The organism is Mesorhizobium sp. M1348, from assembly GCF_040317925.1.
GTDB lineage: Bacteria > Pseudomonadota > Alphaproteobacteria > Rhizobiales > Rhizobiaceae > Mesorhizobium.
In genome coordinates this window covers 89,868-116,702 of sequence record NZ_JAMYLH010000017.1, presented here as the reverse complement: position 1 = coordinate 116,702, position 26,835 = coordinate 89,868, and the positions used below count along the sequence as shown (strand labels likewise).

26 protein-coding genes and 1 riboswitch are annotated in these 26,835 nt (G+C 62.0%); of the genes, 19 read left to right on the top strand and 7 right to left on the bottom strand.

The window, feature by feature from the left end; translation table 11 throughout:
• Positions 1-45: 45 nt before the first annotated feature.
• Positions 46-258, bottom strand: a complete 213-nt coding sequence (locus NKH13_RS24445) for a cold-shock protein (protein ID WP_027038889.1) — start codon at positions 256-258, stop codon at positions 46-48.
• A 792-nt stretch (positions 259-1,050) separates the two neighbouring features.
• Entirely contained in the window at positions 1,051-1,836 is a 786-nt protein-coding gene (locus NKH13_RS24440) for a GGDEF domain-containing protein (RefSeq protein WP_352914940.1), read from the bottom strand.
• A 276-nt stretch (positions 1,837-2,112) separates the two neighbouring features.
• Between NKH13_RS24440 and bioB the strand changes: the two genes are divergently transcribed.
• From bioB to bioZ, 5 genes are read left to right on the top strand one after another with little or no spacing between them, the layout of a single operon-like run.
• The gene (gene bioB / locus NKH13_RS24435; protein ID WP_352914938.1) at positions 2,113-3,117 is read left to right on the top strand and encodes a biotin synthase BioB; all 1,005 of its coding nucleotides are present in this window, start codon (positions 2,113-2,115) and stop codon (positions 3,115-3,117) included.
• On the top strand, positions 3,114-4,262 hold the full coding sequence (locus tag NKH13_RS24430; RefSeq protein WP_352914936.1) for an 8-amino-7-oxononanoate synthase: 1,149 nt from the start codon (positions 3,114-3,116) through the stop codon (positions 4,260-4,262). Before bioB ends, NKH13_RS24430 begins: the two co-directional genes overlap by 4 nt.
• Positions 4,259-4,897, top strand: coding sequence for a dethiobiotin synthase (gene bioD, locus NKH13_RS24425; RefSeq protein ID WP_352914933.1), 639 nt, complete (start codon positions 4,259-4,261; stop codon positions 4,895-4,897). Before NKH13_RS24430 ends, bioD begins: the two co-directional genes overlap by 4 nt.
• Positions 4,894-6,159, top strand: a complete 1,266-nt coding sequence (locus NKH13_RS24420) for an adenosylmethionine--8-amino-7-oxononanoate transaminase (RefSeq protein ID WP_352914932.1) — start codon at positions 4,894-4,896, stop codon at positions 6,157-6,159. Before bioD ends, NKH13_RS24420 begins: the two co-directional genes overlap by 4 nt.
• Positions 6,156-7,139, top strand: a complete 984-nt coding sequence (bioZ, locus tag NKH13_RS24415) for a 3-oxopimeloyl-[acyl-carrier-protein] synthase BioZ (RefSeq protein ID WP_352914930.1) — start codon at positions 6,156-6,158, stop codon at positions 7,137-7,139. The genes NKH13_RS24420 and bioZ overlap by 4 nt, the downstream gene beginning before the upstream one ends.
• A 138-nt stretch (positions 7,140-7,277) precedes the next feature.
• Here the strand turns inward: bioZ and panC are convergent, their stop codons facing one another.
• Together panC and panB are read right to left on the bottom strand one after the other, a co-directional pair.
• Positions 7,278-8,168 carry a pantoate--beta-alanine ligase gene (panC, locus tag NKH13_RS24410; RefSeq protein ID WP_352914928.1) on the bottom strand — a complete coding sequence of 297 codons (891 nt, stop codon included), beginning with the start codon at positions 8,166-8,168 and terminating at the stop codon, positions 7,278-7,280.
• A gap of 16 nt (positions 8,169-8,184) precedes the next feature.
• A complete protein-coding gene (panB, locus tag NKH13_RS24405; protein ID WP_352914926.1) occupies positions 8,185-9,009 on the bottom strand; it encodes a 3-methyl-2-oxobutanoate hydroxymethyltransferase in 825 nt (274 codons plus the stop codon).
• Positions 9,010-9,346: 337 nt separating this feature from the next.
• Here panB and NKH13_RS24400 point away from each other — a divergent pair, with 337 nt between their 5' ends.
• The 6 genes from NKH13_RS24400 (at position 9,347) to NKH13_RS24375 (ending at position 15,761) form a co-directional block, all read left to right on the top strand.
• On the top strand, positions 9,347-10,315 hold the full coding sequence (locus NKH13_RS24400) for an NUDIX hydrolase (protein WP_352914924.1): 969 nt from the start codon (positions 9,347-9,349) through the stop codon (positions 10,313-10,315).
• A gap of 65 nt (positions 10,316-10,380) precedes the next feature.
• A complete protein-coding gene (gene nadA, locus NKH13_RS24395; RefSeq protein ID WP_352914922.1) occupies positions 10,381-11,355 on the top strand; it encodes a quinolinate synthase NadA in 975 nt (324 codons plus the stop codon).
• Entirely contained in the window at positions 11,352-12,893 is a 1,542-nt protein-coding gene (locus NKH13_RS24390) for an L-aspartate oxidase (protein ID WP_352914919.1), read from the top strand. Before nadA ends, NKH13_RS24390 begins: the two co-directional genes overlap by 4 nt.
• The gene (gene nadC, locus NKH13_RS24385) at positions 12,893-13,774 is read left to right on the top strand and encodes a carboxylating nicotinate-nucleotide diphosphorylase (protein ID WP_352914916.1); all 882 of its coding nucleotides are present in this window, start codon (positions 12,893-12,895) and stop codon (positions 13,772-13,774) included. The genes NKH13_RS24390 and nadC overlap by 1 nt, the downstream gene beginning before the upstream one ends.
• A 52-nt stretch (positions 13,775-13,826) precedes the next feature.
• The gene (locus NKH13_RS24380) at positions 13,827-14,027 is read left to right on the top strand and encodes a hypothetical protein (RefSeq protein ID WP_352783658.1); all 201 of its coding nucleotides are present in this window, start codon (positions 13,827-13,829) and stop codon (positions 14,025-14,027) included.
• A gap of 258 nt (positions 14,028-14,285) precedes the next feature.
• Positions 14,286-15,761 carry an NAD-dependent succinate-semialdehyde dehydrogenase gene (locus NKH13_RS24375; RefSeq protein ID WP_352914913.1) on the top strand — a complete coding sequence of 492 codons (1,476 nt, stop codon included), beginning with the start codon at positions 14,286-14,288 and terminating at the stop codon, positions 15,759-15,761.
• Positions 15,762-15,977: 216 nt separating this feature from the next.
• On the opposite strand, the gene NKH13_RS24370 is transcribed toward NKH13_RS24375, so the two are convergent.
• Entirely contained in the window at positions 15,978-16,250 is a 273-nt protein-coding gene (locus NKH13_RS24370) for a hypothetical protein (protein ID WP_023762395.1), read from the bottom strand.
• 335 nt (positions 16,251-16,585) lie between these two features.
• On the opposite strand from NKH13_RS24370, the gene NKH13_RS24365 reads away from it, so the two are divergent.
• The gene (locus NKH13_RS24365) at positions 16,586-18,241 is read left to right on the top strand and encodes an MFS transporter (protein ID WP_352914911.1); all 1,656 of its coding nucleotides are present in this window, start codon (positions 16,586-16,588) and stop codon (positions 18,239-18,241) included.
• Positions 18,242-18,455: 214 nt separating this feature from the next.
• Here the strand turns inward: NKH13_RS24365 and NKH13_RS24360 are convergent, their stop codons facing one another.
• Positions 18,456-18,992, bottom strand: a complete 537-nt coding sequence (locus NKH13_RS24360) for a DUF309 domain-containing protein (RefSeq protein WP_352914909.1) — start codon at positions 18,990-18,992, stop codon at positions 18,456-18,458.
• A gap of 159 nt (positions 18,993-19,151) precedes the next feature.
• Here NKH13_RS24360 and pmtA point away from each other — a divergent pair, with 159 nt between their 5' ends.
• From pmtA to NKH13_RS24325, 7 genes are all read left to right on the top strand, one after another.
• Positions 19,152-19,748, top strand: coding sequence for a phospholipid N-methyltransferase PmtA (pmtA, locus tag NKH13_RS24355; protein WP_352914972.1), 597 nt, complete (start codon positions 19,152-19,154; stop codon positions 19,746-19,748).
• Positions 19,749-19,929: 181 nt separating this feature from the next.
• Positions 19,930-20,046, top strand: a riboswitch (TPP riboswitch).
• Between the two features lie 103 nt (positions 20,047-20,149).
• Complete coding sequence (gene thiC / locus NKH13_RS24350; RefSeq protein WP_352914907.1) at positions 20,150-21,985, top strand: phosphomethylpyrimidine synthase ThiC; 1,836 nt, start codon at positions 20,150-20,152, stop codon at positions 21,983-21,985.
• The gene (thiO, locus tag NKH13_RS24345; RefSeq protein ID WP_352853587.1) at positions 21,982-22,983 is read left to right on the top strand and encodes a glycine oxidase ThiO; all 1,002 of its coding nucleotides are present in this window, start codon (positions 21,982-21,984) and stop codon (positions 22,981-22,983) included. The genes thiC and thiO overlap by 4 nt, the downstream gene beginning before the upstream one ends.
• Positions 22,952-23,149, top strand: a complete 198-nt coding sequence (thiS, locus tag NKH13_RS24340; RefSeq protein WP_023679205.1) for a sulfur carrier protein ThiS — start codon at positions 22,952-22,954, stop codon at positions 23,147-23,149. The genes thiO and thiS overlap by 32 nt, the downstream gene beginning before the upstream one ends.
• A 2-nt stretch (positions 23,150-23,151) precedes the next feature.
• Complete coding sequence (locus NKH13_RS24335; protein ID WP_352914906.1) at positions 23,152-23,925, top strand: thiazole synthase; 774 nt, start codon at positions 23,152-23,154, stop codon at positions 23,923-23,925.
• The gene (locus NKH13_RS24330; protein WP_352914904.1) at positions 23,922-24,527 is read left to right on the top strand and encodes a thiamine phosphate synthase; all 606 of its coding nucleotides are present in this window, start codon (positions 23,922-23,924) and stop codon (positions 24,525-24,527) included. Before NKH13_RS24335 ends, NKH13_RS24330 begins: the two co-directional genes overlap by 4 nt.
• Positions 24,518-25,285, top strand: a complete 768-nt coding sequence (locus NKH13_RS24325; protein ID WP_352914902.1) for a hydroxymethylpyrimidine/phosphomethylpyrimidine kinase — start codon at positions 24,518-24,520, stop codon at positions 25,283-25,285. The genes NKH13_RS24330 and NKH13_RS24325 overlap by 10 nt, the downstream gene beginning before the upstream one ends.
• Before the next feature lie 52 nt (positions 25,286-25,337).
• Here the strand turns inward: NKH13_RS24325 and NKH13_RS24320 are convergent, their stop codons facing one another.
• Positions 25,338-26,795, bottom strand: a complete 1,458-nt coding sequence (locus tag NKH13_RS24320) for an NAD-dependent succinate-semialdehyde dehydrogenase (RefSeq protein ID WP_352914900.1) — start codon at positions 26,793-26,795, stop codon at positions 25,338-25,340.
• Between the last annotated feature and the right edge of the window lie 40 nt (positions 26,796-26,835).

The window sequence follows — 26,835 nt, the reverse complement described above, 5'->3', positions numbered from 1 at the left end:
CCCGGCCTGCCGCGTCCGTCCGGCTCTTAAGGGAGTCAGCTGAAATCAACCAGCTTTGCTGAGATTGCCCGCGGAGGACTTGCCAGTCCGGCGGTCCTGTTCAATCTCGTAGTTGATCTTCTGCCCATCAGCGAGGGTCGAGAGGCCCGCTCGTTCGACAGCGGAAATGTGGACGAAGACGTCCTGACCACCGTTGTCGGGCTGGATAAATCCAAATCCCTTGGTGCTGTTGAACCACTTCACGGTCCCGGTCGCCATATCTACGCATTCCTTCGTAACAATTGCAGTGTGGCTTGGCCGTTGTGCCAGGCCGGTTCATCTCAAGGCATTAAATTAGACGCAGCAAAGAAACAATTGCAACATTGTTCGGATGGCGTCACGACCGGTCAGTTAAGACAACACCGCGACCCTGTGCAATTGCTGGGCAGCCATACGCCGGGTGCGTCGGCCAATGAGCGGCTGTCAACCGAACCTAAGATCAATCCAGCTTGCCGCGTGGCGGAGCTGGATGGAAAGCAGGGAGTGGCTGCCGATCCATGGTCATCGTTCCCCACGAACTCGAGTTAGGCGATCTATCTCGCCGACAGGGTGCTGGGAAAAGGGCGGCGTGGCTTCTCATCGCCGTTGACTTCCCGCGGCCGCGCGAGCGCAGCGAAAGCCGGTTTGTGCGCTATCGCGAGGGGACGAATTGCGCGAGTTCGGCCTGCATTGACCTGTCAACTCGCGAGCATTTGTCGGCTGGCGAGGGCCGGAACCTAGCCAAAGGCCATCAAAGCGCCACTGACCTTCAGTCGGTGTTTACCATTCGCTTCTATCTTTCGCGTAGCGGCAAGGTTCTGAGTACCGCGCACACAAAGGCCTGCTCCAGACAATGGGGCGGGTTTTTTTGTGTCACTTGGGAGACGGCTCCAACAATGCCGTCTACAGGAAAAACGGCCCGCAAGGCTGTGCGGCTTGTGATGTGGCTGGGGCTGGTCGTGCAGATGGGCAGGCCGAAAGCAGGCCCCATCAGGCAACACTCTGCCCGCGTCAGGCTGGGCCCAAACTGGGTTATGGCGTCACGGCCCGCAATTTGGCCGATTCATAGTCGAACGAAACACGATTTCGTCCACGCTGTTTCGCTTCAAAAAGGCATCGTCCGGCGGTGCGAAGGACGTCTTGAGCATCTGCATCGGGAGAGATTTCCGCGCCGCCGATGCTGACAGTCACTTTCACGCCGTCCTGTTGGCCTTTCGCCATCGGGCCCGCCTCGACAAGACGGCGTATGTTTTCCGCGATGGTAGCTGCCTGTTCTTTACGCGCGCTGCGTAACAACACACCAAACTCTTCTCCGCCAAGACGACCGATCGAGTCTCCCGGGCGTGTCAGATAAACGAGCGCCTTTGCAATTCGAACCAAAGCCTCGTCACCTTTGGAATGGCCGTGTTGGTCGTTGATCAAGGAGAAGTGATCCGGATCGATCAGGAGCAGTGTGTCGCATTCACCTTCGTCACGCTTTCTGTCCATCCTTGCGATAAATTCACCGCGACTGAGAAGGCCTGTCATCGGGTCGTGACTGGATACGAAGGTGAGCCTGTCGTGCGCCTCTCTCAGGGCTGTGTATGATTTCTCCAACTTGTCACATGTTTCCTGGATCGTTTCAGCCTGGGTGAAAATAAAGGCGCTGACGGGCAGTCCGATGAGAATCGGGATGAAGGTGCATTCCACCCAACTCAGCCAGTCGATCGGCATCTGCAGGCCAAGTCTTGCCGTGAACGACAGCCCGAAAGTCGCGACGACTGCAATAATCGTCACGACTGTAGATTTGCCCAGAATACGTTTGCTGCGCGGCGTCATATTGTTGCTATAGACAGTCCGGCTGAATGAGATGTTACCAGCTTGATTAGGATTGTTCTGGACACACCGGCAAGGAGCCGAACCGGCAGGGTCCTCAAGGCCAAGTCGAGCAAATGCGCCCGCGTCCTGCCGACACCACGCCTCGGTCGGTTCTTGGGCCCATTATGCTGGCTGCGAGGGAAATGACATTTTGACCCGCGGTGAATTTCAGATTTGGCTGGAAAAACCCACCGCCTGCTGTAAACAGCGCGGGCCTGCTCAGGGATAGGGGAAATCATGACGCTTGTTTCGCCCACGGAAGGTTCGACCGCAGATAGGGGAGCTGCCAGAAGCCGCCGCCTGTGGAGCCAAGCCGAAGCCCGCGCCCTCTACGAGTCTCCCTTCAACGAACTGTTGTTTCGCGCACATTGCGTTCATCGTGCGAACTTTGATCCCAATCGCGTTCAGCTCAGCCGGCTGCTGAGCATCAAGACCGGCGGCTGCCCCGAGGATTGTGGTTATTGCAGCCAGTCCGCGCATCACAACTCCGGATTGAAGGCCTCGAAGCTGATGGCGGTCGAACGCGTCATCGAGGAAGCCCGCAAGGCCCGCGATACGGGTGCGACGCGCTATTGCATGGGCGCGGCTTGGCGTAGCCCCAAGGCGCGCGACATGGAGGTCGTGGTCGCCATGGTGGAAGGGGTCAAGGCGCTCGGCATGGAAACCTGCATGACGCTAGGCATGCTCGATGTTGAGCAGGCGCAGCAGCTAAAGACAGCGGGCCTCGATTACTACAATCACAACATCGATACGTCCGAGCGCTACTACAGCGAAGTCATCACGACGCGCTCGTTCACTGACCGGCTCGAAACGTTGGCCAATGTCCGCGACAGCGGCATCAAAGTCTGCTGCGGCGGCATCGTCGGCATGGGCGAGGAACCGGTCGACCGCGTGGACATGCTGGTGACGCTCGCCAATCTGCCGGAGCCGCCCGACAGCGTCCCGATCAACATGCTGATCCCGATCGAAGGCACGCCGCTTGGTCATGAGCGGCCGATAGAGCCGCTCGAATTCGTCCGAACGATTGCGCTCGCTCGTATCCTGATGCCGCAATCTTATGTGCGCCTGTCGGCTGGCCGCACGGCAATGAGCGAGGAGATGCAGGCACTGTGCTTCTTTGCCGGCGCCAATTCCGTCTTTGTCGGCGATACGCTGCTGACGGCGGACAATCCGAGTGAGGATAAGGACACTGCGCTCTTTCGCAAGCTCGGTATTGAACCGATGGAGCTTTCCGCCCGGTGAGCGCAGGGGGCTTACTCGACCGCTATGAGACGACGCTGAGCGGGCTCGCGCGCAAGAACCGTTTGCGCGCGCTGTCGCCGCGGGCTGGCCTTGATTTCGCCTCCAATGATTATCTCGGCCTGGCAGCCTCGCCGCGCCTGGCCAAAGCCGTCGCAGCAGCACTCGCAGCCGGCACGCCGATCGGCGCCACGGGGTCTCGCCTGTTGCGCGGCAATGGACCCGAGCACGAGACCCTCGAAGCCGAGGCGGCACGTTTCTTCGGTGCCAAACGTGCGCTTTTCTTCAGTGGGGGCTATGTCGCCAATTTCGCCGTCCTGACCACACTTCCGCAAAAGGGCGATCTCGTCGTCCTTGACGCACTCATCCATGCCAGCGCCCATGAGGGCGCGCGGGCTGGCCGGGCGGCGGTGGCGGAGGTCCCACATAATGACATCGGCGGCTTCGAAGACGCCATCTTGACCTGGCGGCGTTCGGGCGGCACGGGTCGCCCCTGGATCGTGGTCGAGAGCCTCTATTCCATGGATGGCGACCGCGCGCCCCTGGCCGATCTGGCAGCACTTGGCGACCGACACGACGCATTCCTGCTGATCGACGAGGCGCATGCCACAGGGGTGTATGGTCGCGACGGACGCGGCCTTGCGCACGACCTCGAAGGCGGCGACAATGTTGTCGTGCTGCACACTTGCGGCAAAGCGCTTGGCGCCTCCGGTGCGCTGGTCACCGGATCCACCGTCTTGTGCGACTATCTCATCAACCGTTGCCGGCCCTTCATCTATGCCACCGCCCCCTCGCCGCTCATGGCGGTCGCAGCAACCGAGGCGCTGGCCATCCTGCGTGACGAACCCGAGCGCCGCGAGCGGCTGGCAGCACTCGTCGCCTTCGCCGGCCGGGAGATCGAAGTCCGCTGCGGGGTCGCGCCGAGCGGCTCGCAGATCCTTCCGGTCATCGTCGGCGAAAACGCCCGCGCCATGGCGCTCGCCAGCGCGCTGCAGGCGCGCGGTTTCGATGTGCGCGGTATCCGCCCGCCGACGGTGCCCGAGGGCACTGCCCGGCTCAGGATTTCACTGACGCTCAATGTCGAGCAGGCTGACGTCGCTGCCATGATCAAGGCACTGGCAGAGGAATGGGAGCGAATGGCGGCATGAATCAAACCTTCGTCATCACCGGCACGGACACCGGCATCGGCAAGACGGTTGTTGCGGCCGGTCTGGCCAGGCTGCTAAACGGCGCCTACTGGAAACCGGTGCAGTCGGGGCTCGATGGCGAAACCGATACCCAGACGGTAGTAAGACTCGCGGAGCTTCCCCCAGAGCGGATCGTCCCGGAAGCCTGGCGGCTGGTCCGACCGCTCTCGCCGCATCGTGCCGCCGAACTCGATGGCGTTTTGATCGATCCCGACCGCCTCGTTCTGCCCATAACGGCGCGCCCGCTGATCGTCGAGGCAGCCGGCGGTCTCATGGTGCCGCTCAACCGCAACGTCCTGTTCATCGATGTGTTCGCCCGCTGGCGCGCGCCGGTCGTGCTTTGTGCGCGCACGGCTCTCGGCACGATCAACCACACGCTTCTCTCGATCGAGGCGCTGCGCCGCCGCGACATTCCGCTTTTGGGCGTCGCATTCATCGGCGACCCTATGCCCGACACGGAATGCACCATCGCTGCGATCGGCAAGGTGCGTGTGCTTGGCCGCTTGCCTTTCCTCGATTTGCTGGGGCCCGACACTCTCCTGTCGGCCATGGCAGCGCATTTCGACATGGCGCCTTTTCAGCAGGCCAGCCTATGAGCCGCTCAGCCGTCTGGCATCCCTTTACCCAGCACGCCGTCGAACCGGCTCTGCCGAAGATCGTTCGGACCGAAGGCGCATACCTGCAGACGGATGACGGAAGGCGTATCCTCGACGCGATATCCTCATGGTGGGTGGTGACCCACGGCCATCGCCATCCGGCGATCGTCGAGGCAATCCGCTCAACTGCCGAAACGCTCGACCAGATCATATTCGCCGGTCTCACCCACGCGCCGGCCGAAGAGCTGGCGAGCGCGCTCATCGGCCTGGCGCCGAAGGGTCTGGACTGGGTCTTCTATTCCGACAGCGGCTCAACCAGTGTCGAAGTGGCGCTCAAAATGGCGCTCGGCTATTTCCGCAACATCGGCGCGCCGCGCTCGCGTATCGTTGTGATGGAATCGAGCTATCACGGCGACACGATCGGGACGATGAGCGTCGGGGCCCGCGGCGTCTTCAACGCCGCCTACGAACCCCTGCTCTTTGACGTCGACAGCATCCCTTTCCCGGTCAAGGGCCGCGAGCAGGAAACGCTCGACGCCTTCGAGGCGTTCAGCCGTGATCGCAAGGCGGCGGCGCTGATCGTCGAACCGCTGGTCCTGGGCGCCGGCGGCATGCGGATGTATTCGCGCCGCATTCTTGCGGAACTGAAACGTATCGCCGAGGCCTCAGGGACGTTGTTCATCGCCGATGAGGTGATGACCGGCTGGGGGCGGACAGGCACGCTGTTTGCCTGCGAGCAGGCTGGCATTGCGCCTGACATATTGTGCACGTCGAAAGGGCTGACCGGCGGCGCGATCCCGCTTGCCGCCACGCTCGCCACTGACGCCATCTTTCTGGCCTTCTATTCGCCGGACCGCAGTCGCACCTTCTTTCATTCGAGCTCCTATACCGCCAATCCGATCGCCTGCGCGGCCGCACTTGCCAACATAGCTGTCTGGCGCGATGAGCCGGTCATCGATCGCGTCACAACCCTGTCGCGACTGCAAGCCGAAGGGGCTCGCCGCTTTGCCGAAGATTCCCGCTTCGCCGATGTCCGGGTGACTGGCACGATTGCCGCCTTCGAACTGGCGGTCGCCAACTCCGGCTACCTGGCTGAAATCGGCCCGAAGCTGCGCGCTTTCTTCCTTGAGCGCGATCTCCTGGTACGCCCACTCGGCAATGTGATTTATCTCCTGCCGCCCTATTGCGTAAGCGCCAGCGAGCTTGGTCGCCTGCATGACACAATTGACCAGGCCGCCGACCTTGTTGGGCAAGCCCGATGATCCGAGGCGCGAAAATCGTTGGGTTCGGCCACCACGCGCCGGCGCGGGTCGTGCCGAATGCCGAGATTGAAGCCTCGCTTGGCCTGGAGGCCGGCTGGATTGAGAGGCGGACCGGCATCCGGTCCCGCCGCTGGGCGGAGCCCTCCGACACCTTGTCGGGCCTGGCCGGGAATGCGGGAGATATGGCGCTGGACATGGCTGCGATCGACCGGGCCGCGGTCGGCCTTCTGCTGCTGGCAACATCGACGCCCGATCATCTGCTGCCGCCAAGTGCGCCGTTAATCGCGCACCGTTTGGGCCTTGCTCATGCCGGCGCGGTCGATCTTGCCGGCGCCTGCGCCGGTTTCGTTTATGCGCTTACCTTCGCCGACGCCTTCGTGCGCACCCACGGCAAGCCGGCGCTGGTCATCGCCGCCAACATTCTGAGCCGCCGCATCAACCCGGCCGAACGCGCCAGCGCGGTGCTGTTCGCCGACGCGGCAGGCGCGCTTTTGCTGGTCCCGTCGTCCGACCCGCATCACGGTGTCCTCGGCGCTTCGCTGGATTCCGACGGGTCCGGTTATGGCCTGATTCAGATCCCGGCAGGCGGCAGCAGCCGGCCGTTTGCCGGAGATTTCGACATAGCCGAGACCCGCATGACAATCGCCGATGGACGCGCCGTGTTCGCCAAGGCGGTCGAGATGATGACGCGCTGTTCGGCCGAGGCGCTGGAAATAGCGAACGTTTCAGCTCAGGCCGTGGATCGGTTTGTTCCACACCAGGCCAACGCCCGCATTCTCGATGCCGTGGCCGACAAACTCGATATTGACCCTGAGAAGGTGGTGAGAAGCATTGCGGAGTTCGGCAATTCCTCTGCCGCGACAATTGCTCTGTCGCTGTCCCTCTCCCATCAGGCCAACCCGCTTGCGCCGGGCGAAAGGCTTCTGCTCGCCGCGGCCGGCGCCGGGCTGACCGGCGGCGCGCTCGTGATCGGCGTCTAGGGGGCAGCAACTCAGGCGCCCACTGCCTGCGGATTTTTGCCGGCGGTGTGCACGGCACATCCCAATGCGGCAGCGCCCGGCGCTCGCGACCATAACCCTGGAGGCGCTCCTTGCTTGCTGGGAGAGGAGCGAAGAACATCACGCTGCGACGACGGCCTGCACGAAACCTCGTACCGAGCCTGGCGACCACACCTCGGCATTGTCGATGAGCCGCGTCTGGCCAAGCCAGGCGGCAACGAGCAGTCGCGCCGGTCGGCTCGGGGCGGCGATGATGGCGAGGTCCTCGTCCGCGCGCAACTCAAGATACTCGACCTGCGAAAATCCCGCAGCAAGGATGGCCTGTCGTGCTTCGTCGAGCACGCGATCGATGCAGTGGTCGCGGTTCAGCCGTCGGGCTGTCTCGAACAGGATTTCGGCCAGGCGGGGTGCTGCGCTCCGTTCGGCCGCCGACAGCCGTGCGTTGCGCGACGACATCGCCAGGCCATCGTCTTCGCGGACCGTCGGGCTCGCGATGATGTCGATCGGGATGTCGAGATCGCGAACAAGCCGCCGCACCACGTGCAGTTGCTGGAAATCCTTTTCGCCAAAGAATGCCATATCGGCACCGGTCTGGAGAAAAAGCTTGGTGACGACGGTCGCCACCCCGTCGAAATGGCCAGGCCGGGACGCGCCGCAAAGCCCCTCGCTCACCGCGCTCACCGAGACCGTCGTGGCAAAGCCTTGCGGATACACATCCGCGGCGTCCGGGGCGTAGAGGATGTGGGCGCCGAGCGGCGCCAGTTTGACGGCATCGTCATACTCGGTGCGCGGATAGGCGATCAGATCCGCAGGGCTGTTGAACTGCTTGGGGTTGACAAAGAGCGTCACGATCACCCGATCGGCCTTTGCGAGGGCGGCACGCACCAGGCTGAGGTGACCCTCGTGGAGAGCTCCCATGGTCGGTACGACCCCCACCTTCAAACCATCCCGGCGCCACACGGCTACTATGCTGCGCAGTTCAGCAACTGTCCGAATAATGGGAATGCCCACGTTGGATCTCCTCTTTTCAGGTCTTCGGCTCGTCGCCGAACACGTGTTCTGCCGCTGGAAAGCGGCGCTCACGAACGTCGTGCGAGTAGGCCGAGATTGCCGCGGAAGCCGCCTCGCCCAGCTCGGCGTATCGCTTGACGAACTTTGGACGAAAGGCGCCGAACAGGCCCAGCATGTCGTCAACGACCAGGATCTGGCCGTCGCAGGCCGGCGAGGCGCCAATGCCGATGGTCGGGATTGCAATCTCCTGCGTGATCCGCCGCGCCAGGGCTTCAGGGATCTTCTCCAGCACGACCGCGAAGGCGCCAGCTTCGGCGACCGCGACCGCGTCACGCTGGATGCGGTCAGCATCGTCGCCTCGCCCCTGGACGCGGTAGCCGCCGAATGCATTGACCGCCTGCGGCGTCAGGCCGACATGAGCCATCACCGGCACGCCACGCGCAGCAAGAAAGCGCATCGTCGCGGCCATGCTTTCGCCGCCTTCGAGCTTGACCGCCGCGCAGCCGGTTTGCGCCATCACGCGGGCGGCATTGTCAAAGGCCTGCCCAGGACTTTCCTCATAGGTGCCGAACGGCATGTCAACGACCATCAGCGCCCGTTCCAGGCCTCGCCGCACCGCCTGGCCGTGCATGATCATCATCTCAAGCGTAACGCCGAGCGTCGAAGGCAGGCCGTGAAGCACCATGCCGACGCTGTCCCCGACAAGCACGACATCGCAGTGAGCATCGACCAGTTGTGCAATGGGCGTTGTATAGGCAGTCAGACAGACCAGCGGCGTCCCACCCTTGCGTGTCGCAATGTCCGGTGGGGTCAGGGCCCTGATTGCTCGCGTTGCGCTCACCGACTTCCCTCACCTAACGTCAACCCGAAGCCATCTGCCACAAATTTGTGCAGATGCGAAGAAGAAATTGCAGTGCACAATAATTTGCTGACTATTTATTCCGCAAGCTGCGACGCCGCTTCGAATGCGCACGAGTGCGAAAGCGGGTTCTTAATCTCGCGCCCAGTCCACTTCCCTTGCGTCACTGCCGAGCGGTTTCGCGTTTGCGAGACTCTTGTGTAGACCGAAGGTCTAGGCCTTTACGGTGAGTGTGGTGTTGACAGGCCAAAGAGCCTGCTACACGCTGCCTAAATCGATTGAGAAGCTTCTTACGGAACTCTGCCCAACCCAGGCAACCATGGACGATCGCCCAAAAGCAACACGGAATGGTAGGGCCGCCGCCAAGGCTAAGCAAGTCGAAGCGGAGCTGATTGCCGTTGTCGTGTCCGTCAATGACGGTGAACCAGCGGTCCTCACCATCGGGCAGGGGGATTGCCTGCCCTCGGGGCCGTTCGCGCTGGAGCATCGATCGCTGCAGTCAGGTCTAAGGGCATGGGTCGAGCAGCAGACTGGTCATCCCCTCGGCTATATTGAGCAGCTCTATACCTTCGCTGATCGCGACCGCGCAGATGACGGGCGTCAGCAGCGCGTTATTTCCATCAGCTATCTCGCTTTGACCCGGAAGGAACATGCCACCGGCGCATCCACCTGCGCCTGGCGGAGCTGGTACGATTATTTTCCGTGGGAGGACCACCGCCTCGGAGTGCCGAAACTGATTGCGGATGTTCTGAAGCCGCGTCTGCTTGCCTGGGCGGCCGATGCCGAGCAAACCGCGACGCGCAGTGAGCGGCGGCGGCGGGCTGCCATTGCTTTCGCGTTCGAGGACCGCTCCTGGAATGAAGAGTTGGCGCTCAAGCGCTATGAGTTGCTTTACGAGGCCGGTTTGGTGGCGGAGGCCACCCGCGACCGTCGTTCGGTCGCATCCGACTCAACAGCCGGAACTGCAATGATTGCCGACCATCGCCGCATCCTGGCGACCGGCCTTGCGCGCTTGCGCTCGAAGATCAAATACCGGCCAGTTGTCTTCGAGCTGATGCCGCCGGTGTTTACGCTGCTGCAGCTGCAACGGAACGTGGAAGCCCTGGCAGGCCGGCTGATCAACAAGCCCAACTTTCGCCGGCTCATAGAGCAGCAAGAACTGGTCGAGCAGACTGGCGAGACGTCCCTGGATACGGGTGGCCGCCCGGCCAAGCTCTATCAGTTCCGCCGTGCCGTGCTCGACGAAACTGCCGTGGCGGGGACAAAATTGCCGCTGGCTCGGGGTTGACACGCTTATAGTCGACCTAGATATATACCCCTTATAGTCGAATGGATTATAAACGGGAGGCGCCGGTGAGCGGGACGATACCTTCGGCCACGTCCCTGTATCAGCGCGTCCAGCGCATCATCCCCCCAGTGGAATGGACGGCTTTCAGCGACGACGTCGACGCCATTCTGGCGCTAAAGCGCGATCGCAACGCTGTCATCCTGGCCCACAACTATCAAACACCCGAGATTTTCCACTGCGTCGCCGATATCGTCGGCGACAGCCTGGCGCTGGCCCGCAAGGCAATGACCATCGATGCGGACATCATCGTGCTCGCCGGCGTGCATTTCATGGCCGAGACGGCGAAGCTCCTCAATCCGGACAAGACGGTGCTCATTCCGGATCTTGGCGCCGGCTGCTCGCTGGCGGACTCGATCACGGCGGACGATGTGCGGCTGATGCGGCAACGCTACCCTGGCGTGCCGGTCGTGACCTACGTCAACACGTCCGCAGCCGTGAAGGCCGAGTCGGACATCTGCTGCACCTCTGGCAACGCGTTGGCGGTAATCGACTCGCTCGGCGTGCAGCGGGTGATCATGCTGCCCGACGAATACCTGGCCAGAAATATCGCGGCACAGACTTCGGTCGAGATCATCGCCTGGACGGGCCATTGCGAAGTGCATGAGCGCTTCACGCCAGCCGACATTCGCGAGCTGCGCGATGCCTATCCTGGCGTTACCGTGCTTGCCCATCCCGAATGCCCGCCGGAAGTTGTCGCGGTTGCGGATTTCGCCGGTTCGACGGCGGCGATGTCGGATTTCGTCGGACGCCACAAGCCTGCGCGCGTCGTGTTGATGACCGAGTGCTCAATGAGCGACAACGTCGCCATCGAGCACCCCGACGTCGAGTTCGTGCGGCCCTGCAATCTCTGTCCGCACATGAAGCGTATCACGCTCGCAAACATTCGCACGGCGCTGGAAGAAACCCGCCACGTCGTCACCATCGATCCTCCAGTCGTGGATCGGGCCCGGCGCGCTGTCGAGCGGATGCTTGCCGTATGACGCCAGAGGTCGGCGACATCAGGGGAGCGCCTGTGATCATCGGCGCTGGCGTTGCCGGGCTGATGACCGCGCTTCATCTGGCGCCGCATCCCGTTTACCTTCTGTCCCCGACGCGGCTCGGGACCGAAGCCTCCAGCACACTCGCGCAAGGCGGGTTGGCGGCAAGCCTCGGCGCTGACGACAGTCCAGACCTGCATCTTGCAGACACGCTTGCTGCAGGTGATAGCCTCTGCGACGAGAGTGTGGTCAGACGCGTTTTGAATGCGGCAGATCGAGCCATCGAGAATTTGATGGACCTGGGCGTCGCCTTCGACTGCTCGTGGGACGGGACACTGCGGCTCGGGCTCGAGGCAGCGCATTCCCGTCGCCGGATCGTCCATGCCGGGGGAGACTCTACGGGCCGCGAGCTTGTACGCGCGCTCATCATCGCTGTGAGGCGAACGCCTTCGATCACAATTCTGGAAGGCATGGAAGCCCGCCGGCTCATTGTGGAAAATGGTGCGGTCAGCGGCGTTGTGGCGGCAAAAGGTGGACAGGCGATTATATTTCCGACGCGCCGCGTGGTTCTTGCGAGCGGCGGTATCGGCGCCCTGTTCAGAGACACGACCAATCCGGCCGGCTCATTCGGGCACGGCCTGGCGCTCGCCGCCTGCGCTGGTGCAGAACTCGCCGATCTGGAATTTATCCAGTTCCACCCGACGGCGCTCGACGTTTCGCAGCGGCCTATGCCGTTGGTGAGCGAAGCGGTCCGCGGCGAAGGCGCAGTCCTGATCAATGAGCGTGGGCACCGCTTTCTGTCCAACACGCTTGGCGGCGAACTCGCATCCCGCGATGTCGTGGCGCGTGCCGTGTGGCACCAGCTTGGCACCGGACATCGTGTTTACCTTGATGCCCGGCAGTCCCTCGGCCAGAAGTTCGCCAAGCGCTTCCCAGCTGTTGCCCGGCATTGCCGGGACGCCGGAATCGATCCGGCAGTCGAGCCCATCCCGGTTCGCCCAGCGGCACACTATCACATGGGCGGCGTGGCCGTGGATGCCGCGGGCCGCAGCACGGTGCCAGGTTTGTGGGCTTGCGGTGAGGTTGCCTGCACCGGTCTGCACGGGGCGAACCGGCTTGCCAGCAACTCGCTGACCGAGGCCGTGACGACCTCGTTGTGGGTCGCGCAAAGCGTAGCTGCCGCTCCTGCAGGCTGGCAGTGGCCAAGGCTTGTCGCAACCGCACCCCCGCGGCCCGACCCCTCCTCCGTTCGCCACGCGGTCTCTAATGGGCTCGGTGTTATACGGGACCGGCAAGCACTATCCGACACCGTGGAAACGCTGCTGCCGATCGCGGTTCGCAACACTGCCGCTTCCGATCCCGCCTTGGTCGCGCTGATGATCGCCATTGCAGCGCTTCGGCGCGAGGAAAGCCGTGGCTCGCATTACAGGTCGGACTTCCCCACACGCAGCGCGCAGGCCCGGTCTTCGCGCTTGACCCTCGCCTCAGCAATGACGGTTGCGGCCGAACTTAGTCTGCGGCCCGCGGAACGGAGTGCCTGATGACGTCACCTCCACCTCTTCCGGGTATCGTAATCGAACCGATCGTGCGGAGCGCTCTTCTGGAGGATCTGGGCAAAGCCGGCGATCTTACCAGCGATGCGATTGTGCCCTTTGACTGCAAGGCCACCTTTGCCTTCAGAACGCGGCAGTCTGGCGTTCTTGCCGGTCTTGATCTGGTAGCCTACGCTTTCATGCTTGTTGATCCGTCGATCGACATACGTTTTGGACGCCTGGACGGCAGCAAGGTCGCGGCGGGTGAGACCATTGCAACGGTGAGTGGACCGGCGCGTGGCATGCTTGCGGCCGAGCGTACAGCGCTCAATTTTCTCTGCCATCTCAGCGGCATTGCGACGGCAACAGCCGAGATCGTCGAGGCGGTGCGTGGACAAAAAGCAAGGATCGTGTGTACGCGAAAGACGACTCCGGGCCTACGCGCGCTGGAAAAATATGCCGTGCGCGCTGGCGGCGGCGCCAACCACCGCTTCGGGCTCGATGATGCGGTGCTCATCAAGGACAATCACATCGCCATTGCCGGCGACATCCGCACGGCCATTGAGCGGGCGCGCGCCGCCGTTGGGCATATGGTCAAGGTTGAGGTCGAGGTCGACACACTGGACCAGCTCGAGATCGCACTAGCCACCGGGGTGGACGCCGTCCTGCTGGACAATATGTCCGTCAAGCAACTCACCCGGGCGGTCGCAATGGTCGACGGCCGCGCGACCACCGAGGCCTCGGGGCGCATAACGCCGTCAACGGCACCAGCCATCGCGGCAACGGGAGTCGATCTCATTTCTGTTGGGTGGCTTACGCACAGCGCGCCGATCCTCGACATCGGCATGGATATGCCGGTCGAAGCCTGCGTCGGAAAGCATCTGAACTGATAAAATCGCGCTCAATCAAGGTGGGGTCAATTGTGGCAGCAGGGTTCGTGCTATGAAAAAGAAGGGACTGGTTACCAACCGTGGCGAGGCACTTGCCTTCATCAGTGCCAATCTCAAAGAACTGCATCTCGTGGCAGCCTCTCACAAACTGCACTTGCTGGGATACCTTCTTGGGATGGCCTACATCGAATCGTACGAGATGGTGCGCAAGGAACGCTCTTATCGTCAAATCAAGATCGTAGATCAGGGATAGCCCCGCGCTGCGATTAGCCCTGTGCAGCTTCAGCTCACACGATCCAACCTTGAGCGGTTGGCCGCAACGATCAGTTGGAGTATTTGACAGCGCGGCAGGGTGACTTCGTCTGCGCGAGCCTCAAACGATATGGGTCGATGCCCAGAGTGGAACCGAGTGGGCCTAGTGGCCCTTCACCCAGGCCCTATGCGATAGCTGAGGCGCGCGGATAAATCCAAAATACGTCGCGTTTAAACACGCATCGAGGAGGATACGGGTTTGCCCCTGTACGAGCCACTGCTTCGCCACCTGAAGTCGCGCGAGCTGTTCGGAGCCATTGACCGGGTGCCGGCTCTTGGCACCCCAGCAAGTGAGCGGACCTTCGAGGTATCAAACCCTTCGACCGGCGAGGTGCTGGCGGAATTGCCCGACATGGGTGTTGAGGAGACGCGCACGGCGATCGACAAAGCCTGCGTGGCGCAACCTGAATGGGCCGCACTGACCGCGCGCGAGCGCAGCGACATCCTCTGGCGTTGGCACCAACTGATCGTCGATCACACCGATGATCTTGCCGCCATTCTCACCGCGGAAATGGGCAAGCCGCTCGCCGAAGCGAAGTCTGAGGTGGCGCATGCGGCCGCGTATCTGCAATGGTACGCCGAAGAGGCCAACCGCATCTACGGCGAGACGATCTCGGCGCCCTCTGCAGACCGTCGCATGCTGGTTATCAAACAGCCGATCGGCGTCGTCGGTACGATTACGCCCTGGAACTTTCCGGCTTCAATGGTTGCGCGCAAGATTTCGCCGGCTCTCGCCGCCGGCTGCACTATTGTGCTCAAACCTGCTGAACAGACGCCCCTGGTGGCAGGTGCAATGTTTGCTCTGGCCCACCTTGCCGGGTTTCCCGAAGGCGTCGTCAACCTCATCTACGCCTCCGAAGGCGATACGGTCGGCCGCGAACTCTGCTTCAACCCCAAGGTCCGCAAGATCAGTTTCACCGGTTCGACCGAGGTCGGCCGATTGCTCATGCGCCAGTGCTCGGACCAGATAAAGAAAGTCGGTCTAGAGTTGGGTGGCAATGCGCCTTTCATCGTCTTTGATGATGCCGACGTCGATGCTGCCGTCGACGGCGCGATCCAGGCCAAGTTTCGCAATGCCGGCCAGACCTGCGTTTCCGCCAACCGGCTTTACGTCCAGTCGGGCGTTCATGACGAATTCGTCGCCAAATTCGTGGAGCGTGTCCGTGAGCTTCAGGTCGGCGACGGCTTCGATCCAGGTGTCGCCATCGGTCCGCTGATCGACGGGCATGCACTGGCCAAGGTCGAACTTCACATTGCCGATGCCTTGGCCAAAGGTGGCGCGATCCGATGTGGCGGCGGCCGGATCGGCAGCAATGGCAACTTTTTCCAGCCGACGATCCTCAGCAACGTCTCAAGGGAAATGATCCTGGCGCAAGAAGAGACCTTTGGACCCTTGGCGCCGATTATCCGCTTCGAGGATGCTGATCAGGCCGTGCGTGAGGCCAACGATACGATATACGGCCTCGCCGCCTACTTCTATGCTTCGAACCTGAAGCGTGTCTGGCGTGTGGCCGAGGCGCTGGAATATGGCATGGTGGGGATCAACACAGGACGCATGTCCTCAGAAGCCGCGCCCTTCGGTGGGATAAAACAGTCCGGCATCGGGCGGGAAGGTTCCCGCCATGGCCTCGAAGACTATCTTGAAATGAAGTACCTCTGCATGGGCGGCATCTGAGGCGGCGGGCGGCGATTGCCGCGATGAAGGCCAGCGGACGGCCGGACGCCACGAAATGGACCCAGAGTTTTCAGATTCGCGGAACAATCCGCACCCAGTCTGCCTCATAAAGGGCCCCGGTTTTCCGCCTATTTTTTGGTGGTCGAACGTCGTCAATTGCCTTCGTCACTGTGGCGGAACGCGGCGCGATAGCCGGTTAGCAACAAGCTTTGGGCGTCATTTCTCTCTGGCGGAATCGACCCCTTCCGACAAAAGCCTGACCTTTGCCAGTCTTCTACGGGCCAGCGTTCGCGCCAAAAGTTCAAAGCCGCGTCCGTAACATTCAACAATGAAAGCCAGCGTTATCAGGTCGAGCAGAAAGTCGTCTATCGCATGCGTGAGCGCATCAGACCTTTGTTCGAATCGAAGTAGCAAGGCGCGCGCCTCTTCGATCGCGGCCCGGCAATCGTCTGCGCCTATCAGTGAATCGATCCTGTCGAAGATCTGCAAGCGTCCTCACTCTCCCTAAGCCACACGCAGCGCATCGAAAGCCGCTGATGAATGAGTCTTCAACAAAGAACAGGGTCGCGTTTCGCGAAAAGGCATCGCTCGGCAAAGTGCGCGTTGATGAAGCCTGGTGCGTTAAGCGACAAGTGAATCCGACCTTAACAAGACATCTTCGAAGGCGAGTGAGCCGGCCCACGCCCGCGTGCCGCGACCCTCAATGCCGAGGAAACTGTGCTGCACTCGTCGGAGGCAAACAGTTCCTCTCTATTCTTCCAGCCGCCACGGTTCAGCCTAGATTACATGGGAAACGACAATAACGGAAAGCAAAGGTTCGCAAAATGAGTAGGGTGGCTGGATCAAACGAAGATTTGGCTGCACCAACGACCTTTGGGCCACTTTTGCAGCCCACCTTTCGTTCGATCTGGCTCGCGACGCAGGTTTCAAGCCTCGGCTGGTTGATGCAGACTGTCGCCATCAGCTGGCTGATGGCAACGATCTCCACTTCCGATCTGATGGTTGCGTTGGTGCAGGCTTCATCGAACCTGCCCGCTTTCGTCTTGTCCGTCTTTGCCGGGGCTCTCGCCGATAATTTCAGCCGGCGCCGGGTCATGTTCGCCGGTCGGTGCCTTATGGTGATTGCGTCCGCGATGCTGACGGCGTCCGTGGCGCTGGGCTTTGTCAGTCCGTGGATGATCCTCGGCTTCAGTTTCTTGATCGCAAGCGGCGGTGCTCTCAATGATCCGGCCTGGCAAGCGTCGGTTGGCGATATCGTGGATCGACGCGATGTTCCCGCTGCCGTCACCCTGCTTTCTGTCGGCTTCAACACCGTCCGGACTGTTGGCCCGGCGCTCGGCGGCATTGTGGTTGCCTCATTTGGCCTCATGGCGGCATTCGCCCTGACCACGCTCACCTATTTCGTACCCTTGGCCACCATTTGGCGGTGCAAGTGGAAGGTTCGTTCTTCCCCTCTTCCACGCGAGTCGATGAGGACGGCAATTTATGACGGGCTGCGCTTCACGGCGATGTCATCGGAGATCAAGGCAGCGATCGCGCGCGGAACCCTCTTTGGCCTGGCGAGCATCGCCATACTCGCGCTGCTGCCGGTGGTTGTCCGCGACCAGCTGGGAGGAGGCCCGCTTGCCTATGGCGCGCTCATGGCCGGCTTCGGGACCGGTGCCGTCTTCGCCGGCCTCTCCAACAGCCTGTTCAGACGGAGCTTGTCGCAAGAAAGGCTGATGAGGCTTTCCTGCGTGGCCTGCGCGGCGTGTTCTCTCTCCCTGGCACTGACAACTTCGATTGCGGTGGCGGCAATCGCACTCGCCTTGGGCGGCGCGGGCTGGGTCACCGCCTGGTCCGGGGTTGGTGTGAGCGTGCAGCTGGCGAGCCCGCGCTGGGTCGTGGGGCGCACCATTTCGATCTACTATGCTTTGATAGATGGTGGCATCGCGCTAGGCAGCTGGGTGTGGGGCACGGTGGCCGAAAACCATTCGCTGACCTGGGCGCTAGAGGGTTCCGCTGGAGCCCTGTTGATCGTCGCTGCAGCCGGCGTTCTCTTTCCTCTTCGCGAGCGCCGCGACTCCGAGCCCGATCCCTTGGAGGAATTCGATGCCCCAGCTGTCTCTCTCAATTTGAAGCCGAGGAGCGGCCCGATCGTGGTCAAGGTCGAATATCTGATAGCCGAGAGAAATCTCGAGGCCTTCCTCGACCTCATGCGGCAGCGGCGCCATGTACACAGCCGCGTCGGTGCTCGGAACTGGACGCTCCAGCGGAACTTGCAGAAGCCTATGCATTGGACAGAAACGTTTCGCACGCCGACCTGGACGGACTACCTTCGCCTCAATCATCGTCTGACGGAAGTGGACAAGGAACTGGACGAGCGTGTCTTTCAGCTGCACGCGGCCGAGACCCCACCTCAAATGACACTTTCCATCGAGCGGCCGACAAGCTCGGCCCGCAAGCCCGAGCACTCAGCTTTTCGCCATCCCCGTCATTGAAGCCTGGCCGGCATCTCTGTCATCAATCGATTGGCTACGAGCGCGACCGGTCAGCCCCCCGACCTTCAAGACCATCGACATCGAAGCGGCCGCGAGTTGCCCATAAAACATTACTGCACTCTTATTGTTTGTGACGCATGCGGGTGGTGAGCGGTTTTCACAGCCCATTTCCTGCTACAAAGCTAGCTGGACACTTGAACCACTGAATTGCCGATCAAACGCTCTCGGATACTGGTGCGAGTATGAAATTAAAGGCGGGCTCAGGCTCGGCAGACTTTGGCTCCCGGAGAACAACCGGGTAAGCTACGATCGCTTGGGCATGTTCAGCGAGCGCGGCAGGTGTCATTCCCAGTGCTTTCTCAAACAGGCCGCCCGGACTCCCCACCTGACGAAAAAGCCCTGCAGCTCTTGTCGCATGGCGCGCCGCAGCCACCCGCTTTCCCTCACGGATCTTCACGCCGGCCGCCGCCAACAGGATTAGTCCCTTGAAGAACAGGCGGTGCTGAGCACTTTGTTTCGCAGCCTGCCAGAGAGGCTCCCAGGCTTCATGGGCTTCCCAGTAGTAGCCGTGATTGAAAAGGTCGATTCCCCATCGAAACACATCTGAGCCAAGCGCTTCGCCAACGGCGACGGTCACCGGATCTGATCGGTAACTGTGGCCCAAGGGATCACGCACCGGATGCGGATATTTGCCGGGCAGATACGCATAGCTCGGGAAACTTTTTTCGGGCAGCAGGCGAGGGCGAAACATAGGCCCAGCAAACATGAAAGTGCGTTAATGGGCAATTCATGCTGACCGCGTCGTGACAGGCAAGCAGTCTTAACGGGCTTGTAAAGGGTGGCGAGATTGGCCAAAACGCGCTTTGCCAAATTCATGACGTTGGGTAAGCGGCTGACGCAGGGAGAAGATATGATTTTGCGACTGAAGGAGCGGCTCGGCAAAAGGTTTGAGGAAGAAGTCCAATTCTTCAAAGGCTGGCAGAAGGACAAGAAGGGCGTGGGAGCCCTTATTCCCACTTCGGTTTATGCGGCACGCCGGATGGCAAGCGTGGTGAACCCACGGTCAGGATTGCCGATTCTGGAGCTTGGCGCGGGAACCGGTGTCATCACAAAGGCGATCCTGGCCAGGGGAATCAAGCCGCGCCAGCTGGTTTCAGTCGAATATTCCAGGATTTTCTACGACGGCCTGGTGCAACGCTTTCCGAATGTGGACTTCAGATTGGGCGACGCATTTGCGCTGGACGAAGCGCTGGGTGAGCGCAAAGGTGAACAGTTCGATTGTGTTATAAGTGCAGTCCCGCTGTTGAGCTTTCCAATGCAACAGCGTGTCGCGCTGGTTGAGGATCTGCTTGCCCGTATTCCTGCCGGCCGGCCCGTGATTCAGATCACATACGGACCTCTGTCGCCGGTGATCAAGATGCCAGACCGTTACGTGGTTTCCCACTATGACTTCGTCGTCCGCAACATACCGCCGGCACAGCTCTGGACTTATCGTCGAGCAGACTAGCCAAATCTGGACGGTTTCCTTCTCTGAGGGTTCCGCTGAGTGGTGGCCTTGCACCCAAATAGGATGTGGAACAGAGCAGGGGCAGATGCCAGATTGCCAAGAAGACGACGCGGTCCTGGTTGATTTGACAGTGGGCGGGCCAAATGCGCTTGACAAAGCCGCGCCGGCCCGTTCAACCTGAGGCATTCACCAGGGGAGTCCCGGCAAGGGGCTGAGATACTGCTGGCTTTCGCGGCGCAGTGACCCGTTGAACCTGATCCAGTTCATACTGGCGTAGGGACGGTGCAAGCGCTCTGCGGGAGTTCACGCCCGAGGTCCTGTTTCGGCAGGTCCACAGAAGCGTCTTTTCATCCTTCCGGCACAGAACTGGGTCTCCAATGCATGAGCAAAGGAGCCTAAAGATGAATGCCCTCACCCCCGCCGTGTCGACAGGGCCGCTGGCTGCCTCACGGAAAATCCACAAGTCTGGCGTCCTCCATCCGCACATCAAGGTGCCGATGCGCGAAATCTCCGTCCACCCGACGGCCGGCGAGCCGCCCATCACCGTCTACGATCCGTCCGGCCCCTATACCGACCCGACTGTCGAAACCAGTATCGAAAAAGGCCTGGCCCGGCTTCGCCATGAATGGATTACGGCACGCGGCGATGTCGAAGCCTATGACGGCCGTCATGTCCAGCCGGAAGACAATGGATTTGCGACTGGCGAGCGCCTGACACCGGAATTTCCCATACGCAACCGGCCGCTCAGAGCTAAGGCCGGTAAGGCAGTGACCCAGATTGCCTATGCGCGCGCCGGCATCATCACGCCTGAAATGGAGTTCGTCGCCATCCGCGAGAACCTTGGCCGCGAGATGCTGCGCGGCCAGCTTGAGCGCGACGGCGAAGCCTTCGGCGCGGCGATTCCAGACTTCGTGACGCCGGAATTCGTGCGCGACGAGGTGGCTCGCGGACGCGCGATCATTCCCGCCAATATCAATCATCCCGAGAGTGAGCCGATGATCATCGGCCGCAATTTCCTGGTGAAGATCAACGCCAATATTGGCAACTCGGCGGTCACCTCGTCGATGGCCGAGGAAGTGGAAAAGATGGTCTGGGCCATCCGCTGGGGCGCCGACACGGTGATGGACCTCTCGACCGGCCGCAACATCCACAACATCCGCGAATGGATCGTGCGTAATGCGCCGGTGCCGATCGGCACGGTGCCGCTCTATCAGGCGCTCGAAAAGGTCAACGGCATTGCCGAGAATCTGACCTGGGAGGTCTACCGCGACACGCTGATCGAACAGGCCGAACAGGGCGTCGACTATTTCACCATCCACGCCGGCGTGCGGCTGCATTACATCCCGCTGACCGTTGACCGGGTCACGGGCATCGTCTCGCGCGGCGGCTTGATCATGGCCAAATGGTGCCTGCACCATCACCGGGAGAGCTTCCTCTACGAGCATTTCGCCGAGATCTGCGACATCGCCAGAGCCTACGACGTCTCCTTCTCGCTCGGCGACGGCCTTCGTCCGGGCTCGATCGCCGATGCCAACGACGCGGCGCAGTTCGCCGAGTTGGAAACGCTTGGCGAGCTGACGCAGATCGCCTGGGCGAAGGATTGCCAGGTGATGATCGAGGGCCCCGGCCACGTGCCGATGCACAAGATCAAGCAGAACATGGACAAGCAGCTCGCTGTCTGCGGCGAGGCGCCGTTCTATACGCTTGGACCGCTGACGACCGACATCGCGCCGGGCTACGACCACATCACCTCAGGCATTGGCGCCGCGATGATCGGCTGGTTCGGCACCGCCATGCTCTGCTACGTCACGCCCAAGGAGCATCTCGGCCTTCCCGATCGCAGCGACGTCAAGATCGGCGTGATCACCTACAAGATAGCCGCCCACGCCGCCGACCTGGCGAAGGGCCATCCGGCAGCGAAAGTCAGGGATGATGCGCTTTCCCGCGCGCGCTTCGAGTTCCGCTGGGAGGACCAGTTCAATCTGTCGCTCGACCCGGAAACCGCGCGGTCCTTCCACGACCAGACCTTGCCCAAGGAGGCGCACAAGGTGGCGCATTTCTGCTCGATGTGCGGACCGAAATTCTGCTCCATGCGTATCTCTCACGACATCCGCGCCGAGGCACAGAAAGAGGGCATGGCGGCGATGGCGGCGAAATACCGCGAGGGCGGCGATCTCTACGTGCCGGCGGACGAGACCGGCGCACCGCTTTCGCCACAGGCGCATGAGCCATCATGAAGGTGCTGGTCAAAGGGGCCGGCGTTGCCGGCCTCACCGCCGCCTTCGAGCTCGCCGCACGCGGCGCGGCGGTTTCCGTTGCCGAGACAAGGCCTGGCCTTGGGGGCAATGCGTCGTGGTTCGCCGGCGGCATGTTGGCGCCATGGTGCGAGCGCGAAAGCGCCGAGCAGCCGGTGCTGGATCTCGGGCGCGGTGCCGCCGACTGGTGGGATGCCGCAACGCCCGGCCAGGTGACGCGGACCGGAACGCTGGTCGTGGCCGCGCCGCGCGATGCGGGCGAGCTCGACCGGTTCGCCAGCCGCACGACGGGCTATCGGCGCGTCGAGGAAGATGAAATTGCCTTGCTGGAGCCCGACTTAGCCGGCCGCTTCCGCCGCGGATTGCTCTTTCCCGATGAGGGCCATCTCGATCCGCGCCAGGCGATGGCAGCGCTTCATGACAAGCTCGCGGCCATGGGTGTCGAATTCCACTTCGGCGCCGACGCCCAGCATGTTTTTGGTTTCGATCGTCAGATCGATTGCACGGGAATGGCAGCCGCCGATGACAGGTTGCGCGGCGTTCGCGGCGAAATGCTCATCCTGCGCACCCCTGATACCTCGCTGTCGCGCCCGGTCAGGCTGCTGCATCCGCGCTTTCCACTCTATGCAGTGCCGCGCACCGACCACCGTTTCATGGTTGGTGCGACGATGATTGAAAGCCAGTCCGCCGGACCGGTTACGGCGCGCTCCATGTTGGAGCTGCTGGGTACCGCCTATGCCCTCCATCCGGCCTTTGGCGAGGCCGAGATCGTTGAAACCGGTGTTGGCGTCCGTCCAGCCTTTCCCGACAATTTGCCGCGCGCCGAAACGAACGGTGAGATCATCGCGATCAACGGGCTCTATCGTCACGGTTTTCTCCTGGCTCCCGCCATGGCGCGCCAGGCTGCCGACCTGGTTTTCAATCAAGACGGAACCAAGGAGCTTGCTCATGAAACTGATGGTCAACGGCAAAGTGCATGAGGTTGCCGCCACCACGCTGGCCGAGCTGCTTGCCGCGCTTGACTATGAGGGCGATTGGCTCGCGACCGCCGTCAACAACGACCTCGTGCACAAAGCCAGCCGGGCGGAATTCCAATTGAACGACGGCGACCGGATCGAAATCCTCTCGCCCATGCAGGGAGGCTAGCCATGTTCGATCTTCTCGGGACGACGCTTCCCTCCCGCCTGCTTCTCGGCACGGCTCAATATCCTTCGCCGGCTATCCTTTCCGATGCGGTCAAGGCGTCGGGCACGTCGGTGCTGACCGTCTCCTTGCGCCGTGAAATGGCAGGCGGCAGGGCCGGCGAAAAATTCTGGTCGTTGATCCGCTCGCTCGGCGTCAGAATCCTGCCCAACACTGCTGGCTGCCACTCCGTCAAGGAAGCGGTCACGACTGCGAAAATGGCGCGCGAAGTCTTCGGTACGAGCTGGGTCAAGCTCGAAGTGATCGGCAACCACGACACCCTGCAGCCGGATGTGTTCGGTCTGGTCGAAGCCGCCCGCATCCTGTGCGAGGACGGTTTTGCTGTATTCCCCTATACTACCGACGACCTTGTCGTTGCCGAGCGGCTGCTTGCGGCGGGCTGCAAGGTCTTGATGCCGTGGTGCGCGCCGATCGGTTCCGCTCTCGGACCGATCAACATCACGGCGCTGCGCTCGATGCGCGGCCATTTCCCAGGCGTTCCGCTGATCGTGGATGCGGGGCTCGGACGGCCGTCGCACGCGGCAACCGTCATGGAGCTCGGCTTTGATGCCGTACTCCTGAACACCGCGGTCGCCAAGGCGGCCGATCCGGTCGGCATGGCGCGTGCGTTCGGCAAGGCGGTCGATGCCGGCCGTGAAGCTTTCAGCTCGGGAATGCTCGAACCGCGCGACGTCGCCGTGCCGTCGACGCCGACAATTGGCAGGGCGGTTTTTTCATGAAGCTCGATCCGTTCTACCTGATCGTCGACAGCTCCGCCTGGATCGAACGGCTGGTGCCGCTTGGCGTCAAGCTGGTTCAGTTGCGCATCAAGGATAGGGACGAGGCCACGCTGCGGACGGAAATCCGCCGCGCGAACGGCGTCTGCGCGGTCCAAGGTTGCCAACTGATCGTCAACGACTATTGGCGCACGGCAATCGAGGAAGGCTGCGACTTCGTCCATCTCGGCCAGGAGGATTTGGCTGCGGCCGACCTGCTGGCGATTAAGTACGCCGGATTGAAGCTCGGGCTTTCCACGCACGATCATCTAGAACTGGAAACGGCCATCGCTGCCGAGCCCGACTATATCGCGCTCGGCCCCATCTATCCCACCGTCCTGAAGCAGATGAAATGGGCGCCGCAAGGGCTCGAGCGGATCAGCGAGTGGAAGCGCCGGGCAGCACCCATCCCATTGGTCGCCATTGGCGGCCTCACCCCTGACCGGCTCGACGGTATCTTCGAGGCTGGCGCGGACAGCGCGGCGGTGGTCACCGACATCACGTTGAATGCCGATCCCGAAGCGCGCACGCGAGAATGGATCGAAAAGACAAAGCCATGGCGCTGAGGCGAGAACCGCATGTGCTCGTGGTCGGCGGATCAGACTCCAGCGGTGGGGCTGGAATTGCACGCGATATCGAGACGATCTCTTCCATTGGCGTGCGCACCTGCCTGGCTGTCACAGCGCTGACGGTGCAGACGCACGAAGCCGTGATGGAAATCCATCCTTCGCAGCCCGATCTTGTGGCCGATCAGATGCGCGCCGCGCTGCAGGCCAACAAGGTGGCGGTAATTAAGATCGGCATGCTCGCAACGGCCGAGATCGTCGTTGCCGTCGCGGCTGTGCTACGCGAAAATCCGCAGGTGCCGGCAGTGCTCGATCCGGTGCTGGCCTCGACGTCAGGCCGGGCGCTGCTGGACGCAAGGGCCGTCGCCGCCATGAAGCGCAATTTGATGACGCTTTGCCGCCTCGTCACGCCCAATCTCATGGAGCTGGCGCTTCTTGTTGGCTCAGAGCCAGCAGTGGATGAAGGCGGCGCAGTGTGGCAAGGCCAGGAATTGCTGGTGGCCGGGATGCAGGCCCTGCTGATCAAGGGCGGCCACGCGGCTGGACCTCGATCGACCGATATTCTGTTGCGCTTGGATCAAGAACCAATCCGCTTTGACATACCGCGCCTTGCCGTATCGATGCGCGGGACGGGCTGCATGCTGGCCAGCGCGATTGCGGCGCATCTGGCGAAGGCGAGATCACTTGAAGGCAGCGTGCGCGAAGGCAAGCTGTTTGTTTTCGAGAAGATCCGGAAGAATGGTTCTGTAGTAGACTAGCTTGTGCGGCTGTTCTCTGGAGGTGGTGTGAGGCGTTGGCAAAGCCGGCCCATTAGAGGCCGAGTCCGCCGATGCAGACATATTTCGTGTCGAGGTAGTCCTCGATACCTTGATGTCCGCCTTCCTTGCCGAGTCCCGATTCCTTGACGCCGCCGAACGGTGCCTCCGGCGTGGTGATCAGGCCCTCATTGACGCCGACCATGCCGTATTTCAGGCCTTCCATGACCCGGAAGGCACGACCGAGATCGCCGGTGTAGAAATAACAGGCGAGGCCGAACTCGGTGTCGTTGGCGAGCGCGATTGCCTCTTCCTCGGTCTCGAACTTGAACACGGGTGCGACCGGGCCAAAGATCTCTTCCTTCATGAACCGCATCTTGGGCGTCGCATTGGCGATGACCGTCGGCTGGAAGAACGAGCCGCCAAGCGCATGGCGCTTGCCGCCGGCAACGACCTTGCCGCCCTTCGACGTCGCATCGGCGATCAGTTCCTCGACCTTTTCGACCGCCTTCTCGTCGATCAGCGGCCCCTGCTGCACGCCCTCTTCGAGGCCCGAACCGACCTTCAGGCCCTTGCTGGCGGCGGCGAGCTTCTCGACGAACTTGTCATAGATGCCGGCCTGGACGAGAAAGCGGTTGGTGCAGACGCAGGTCTGGCCGGAATTGCGATACTTGGCCGTGATCGCGCCGGCAACCGCCCGCTCGACGTCGGCATCATCGAAGACGATGAACGGCGCGTTGCCGCCGAGCTCCATCGACACTTTCTTGACGGTGACCGACGACTTCTGAATGAGAAGCTTTCCGACCTCGGTCGAGCCGGTGAAGGTGATCTTCGACACCAGCGGATTGGCGCAGATCTCGTCGCCGATCTCGCTGGCCGAGCCGGTCAGGATGTTGACGACGCCCTTGGGGAAGCCGACTTCCTCGGCGAGCGCGCCCCAGGCCAGACCCGAGTACGGCGTCTGCGAAGCCGGCTTGACCACCGCGGTGCAGCCGGCGGCGAGTGCCGGGCCGAGCTTGCGGGCCAGCATCGAGGACGGGAAATTCCACGGCGTGATGGCGGCGATGACGCCGACCGGCTCCTTGGTCACCAGGATGCGGCGGTCCGCCCACGGCGACGGTACGACGTCGCCATAGGTGCGGCGGCCTTCTTCGGCGAACCACAAGATGTAGGACGCGGCCGAGCCGATCTCGCCCTTGGATTCGAACAGCGATTTGCCCTGCTCGATGGTCAGCAGCTCGGCTAGCACGTCTTGATTGTCCATCATCGCGTCATGCAGCTTGCGCAGCAGCTTCGAGCGCTCGAGCGCAGTCGTCTTGCGCCAGGTCTTGAAGGCGGTGGCGGCGGCCTCGATGGCGCGGCGGGTCTCGGCCTTGCCCGATTTCGGCACGGTGCCGATCTTGAGGCCGGTGGCCGGATTGTTGACGTCGACCGTCTGGCCGCTGTCGGCCTGCACCCATTCGCCGTTGATGAGATTGGCCTGCCGCATGAAATGGCTGGTTTTCTGAAGCATGGTCTGGCCTCCGTTCGGCTTATGGTGATCAGGATTCGAC

Excerpts from the sequence above, each read along its gene's own strand:
- NKH13_RS24390 (WP_352914919.1), top strand. The coding sequence starts at position 11,352 with ATGACGCCAGAGGTCGGCGACATCAGGGGAGCGCCTGTGATCATCGGC.
- NKH13_RS24440 (WP_352914940.1), bottom strand. The coding sequence starts at position 1,836 with ATGACGCCGCGCAGCAAACGTATTCTGGGCAAATCTACAGTCGTGACG.
- NKH13_RS24325 (WP_352914902.1), top strand. The coding sequence starts at position 24,518 with ATGGCGCTGAGGCGAGAACCGCATGTGCTCGTGGTCGGCGGATCAGAC.
- nadC (WP_352914916.1), top strand. The coding sequence starts at position 12,893 with ATGACGTCACCTCCACCTCTTCCGGGTATCGTAATCGAACCGATCGTG.
- thiO (WP_352853587.1), top strand. The coding sequence starts at position 21,982 with ATGAAGGTGCTGGTCAAAGGGGCCGGCGTTGCCGGCCTCACCGCCGCC.
- NKH13_RS24365 (WP_352914911.1), top strand. The coding sequence starts at position 16,586 with ATGAGTAGGGTGGCTGGATCAAACGAAGATTTGGCTGCACCAACGACC.
- bioD (WP_352914933.1), top strand. The coding sequence starts at position 4,259 with ATGAATCAAACCTTCGTCATCACCGGCACGGACACCGGCATCGGCAAG.
- NKH13_RS24320 (WP_352914900.1), bottom strand. The coding sequence starts at position 26,795 with ATGCTTCAGAAAACCAGCCATTTCATGCGGCAGGCCAATCTCATCAAC.
- thiS (WP_023679205.1), top strand. The coding sequence starts at position 22,952 with ATGAAACTGATGGTCAACGGCAAAGTGCATGAGGTTGCCGCCACCACG.
- bioB (WP_352914938.1), top strand. The coding sequence starts at position 2,113 with ATGACGCTTGTTTCGCCCACGGAAGGTTCGACCGCAGATAGGGGAGCT.
- thiC (WP_352914907.1), top strand. The coding sequence starts at position 20,150 with ATGAATGCCCTCACCCCCGCCGTGTCGACAGGGCCGCTGGCTGCCTCA.
- NKH13_RS24335 (WP_352914906.1), top strand. The coding sequence starts at position 23,152 with ATGTTCGATCTTCTCGGGACGACGCTTCCCTCCCGCCTGCTTCTCGGC.
- pmtA (WP_352914972.1), top strand. The coding sequence starts at position 19,152 with ATGATTTTGCGACTGAAGGAGCGGCTCGGCAAAAGGTTTGAGGAAGAA.
- NKH13_RS24360 (WP_352914909.1), bottom strand. The coding sequence starts at position 18,992 with ATGTTTCGCCCTCGCCTGCTGCCCGAAAAAAGTTTCCCGAGCTATGCG.
- NKH13_RS24330 (WP_352914904.1), top strand. The coding sequence starts at position 23,922 with ATGAAGCTCGATCCGTTCTACCTGATCGTCGACAGCTCCGCCTGGATC.
- NKH13_RS24445 (WP_027038889.1), bottom strand. The coding sequence starts at position 258 with ATGGCGACCGGGACCGTGAAGTGGTTCAACAGCACCAAGGGATTTGGA.
- NKH13_RS24400 (WP_352914924.1), top strand. The coding sequence starts at position 9,347 with ATGGACGATCGCCCAAAAGCAACACGGAATGGTAGGGCCGCCGCCAAG.
- NKH13_RS24380 (WP_352783658.1), top strand. The coding sequence starts at position 13,827 with ATGAAAAAGAAGGGACTGGTTACCAACCGTGGCGAGGCACTTGCCTTC.
- NKH13_RS24420 (WP_352914932.1), top strand. The coding sequence starts at position 4,894 with ATGAGCCGCTCAGCCGTCTGGCATCCCTTTACCCAGCACGCCGTCGAA.
- bioZ (WP_352914930.1), top strand. The coding sequence starts at position 6,156 with ATGATCCGAGGCGCGAAAATCGTTGGGTTCGGCCACCACGCGCCGGCG.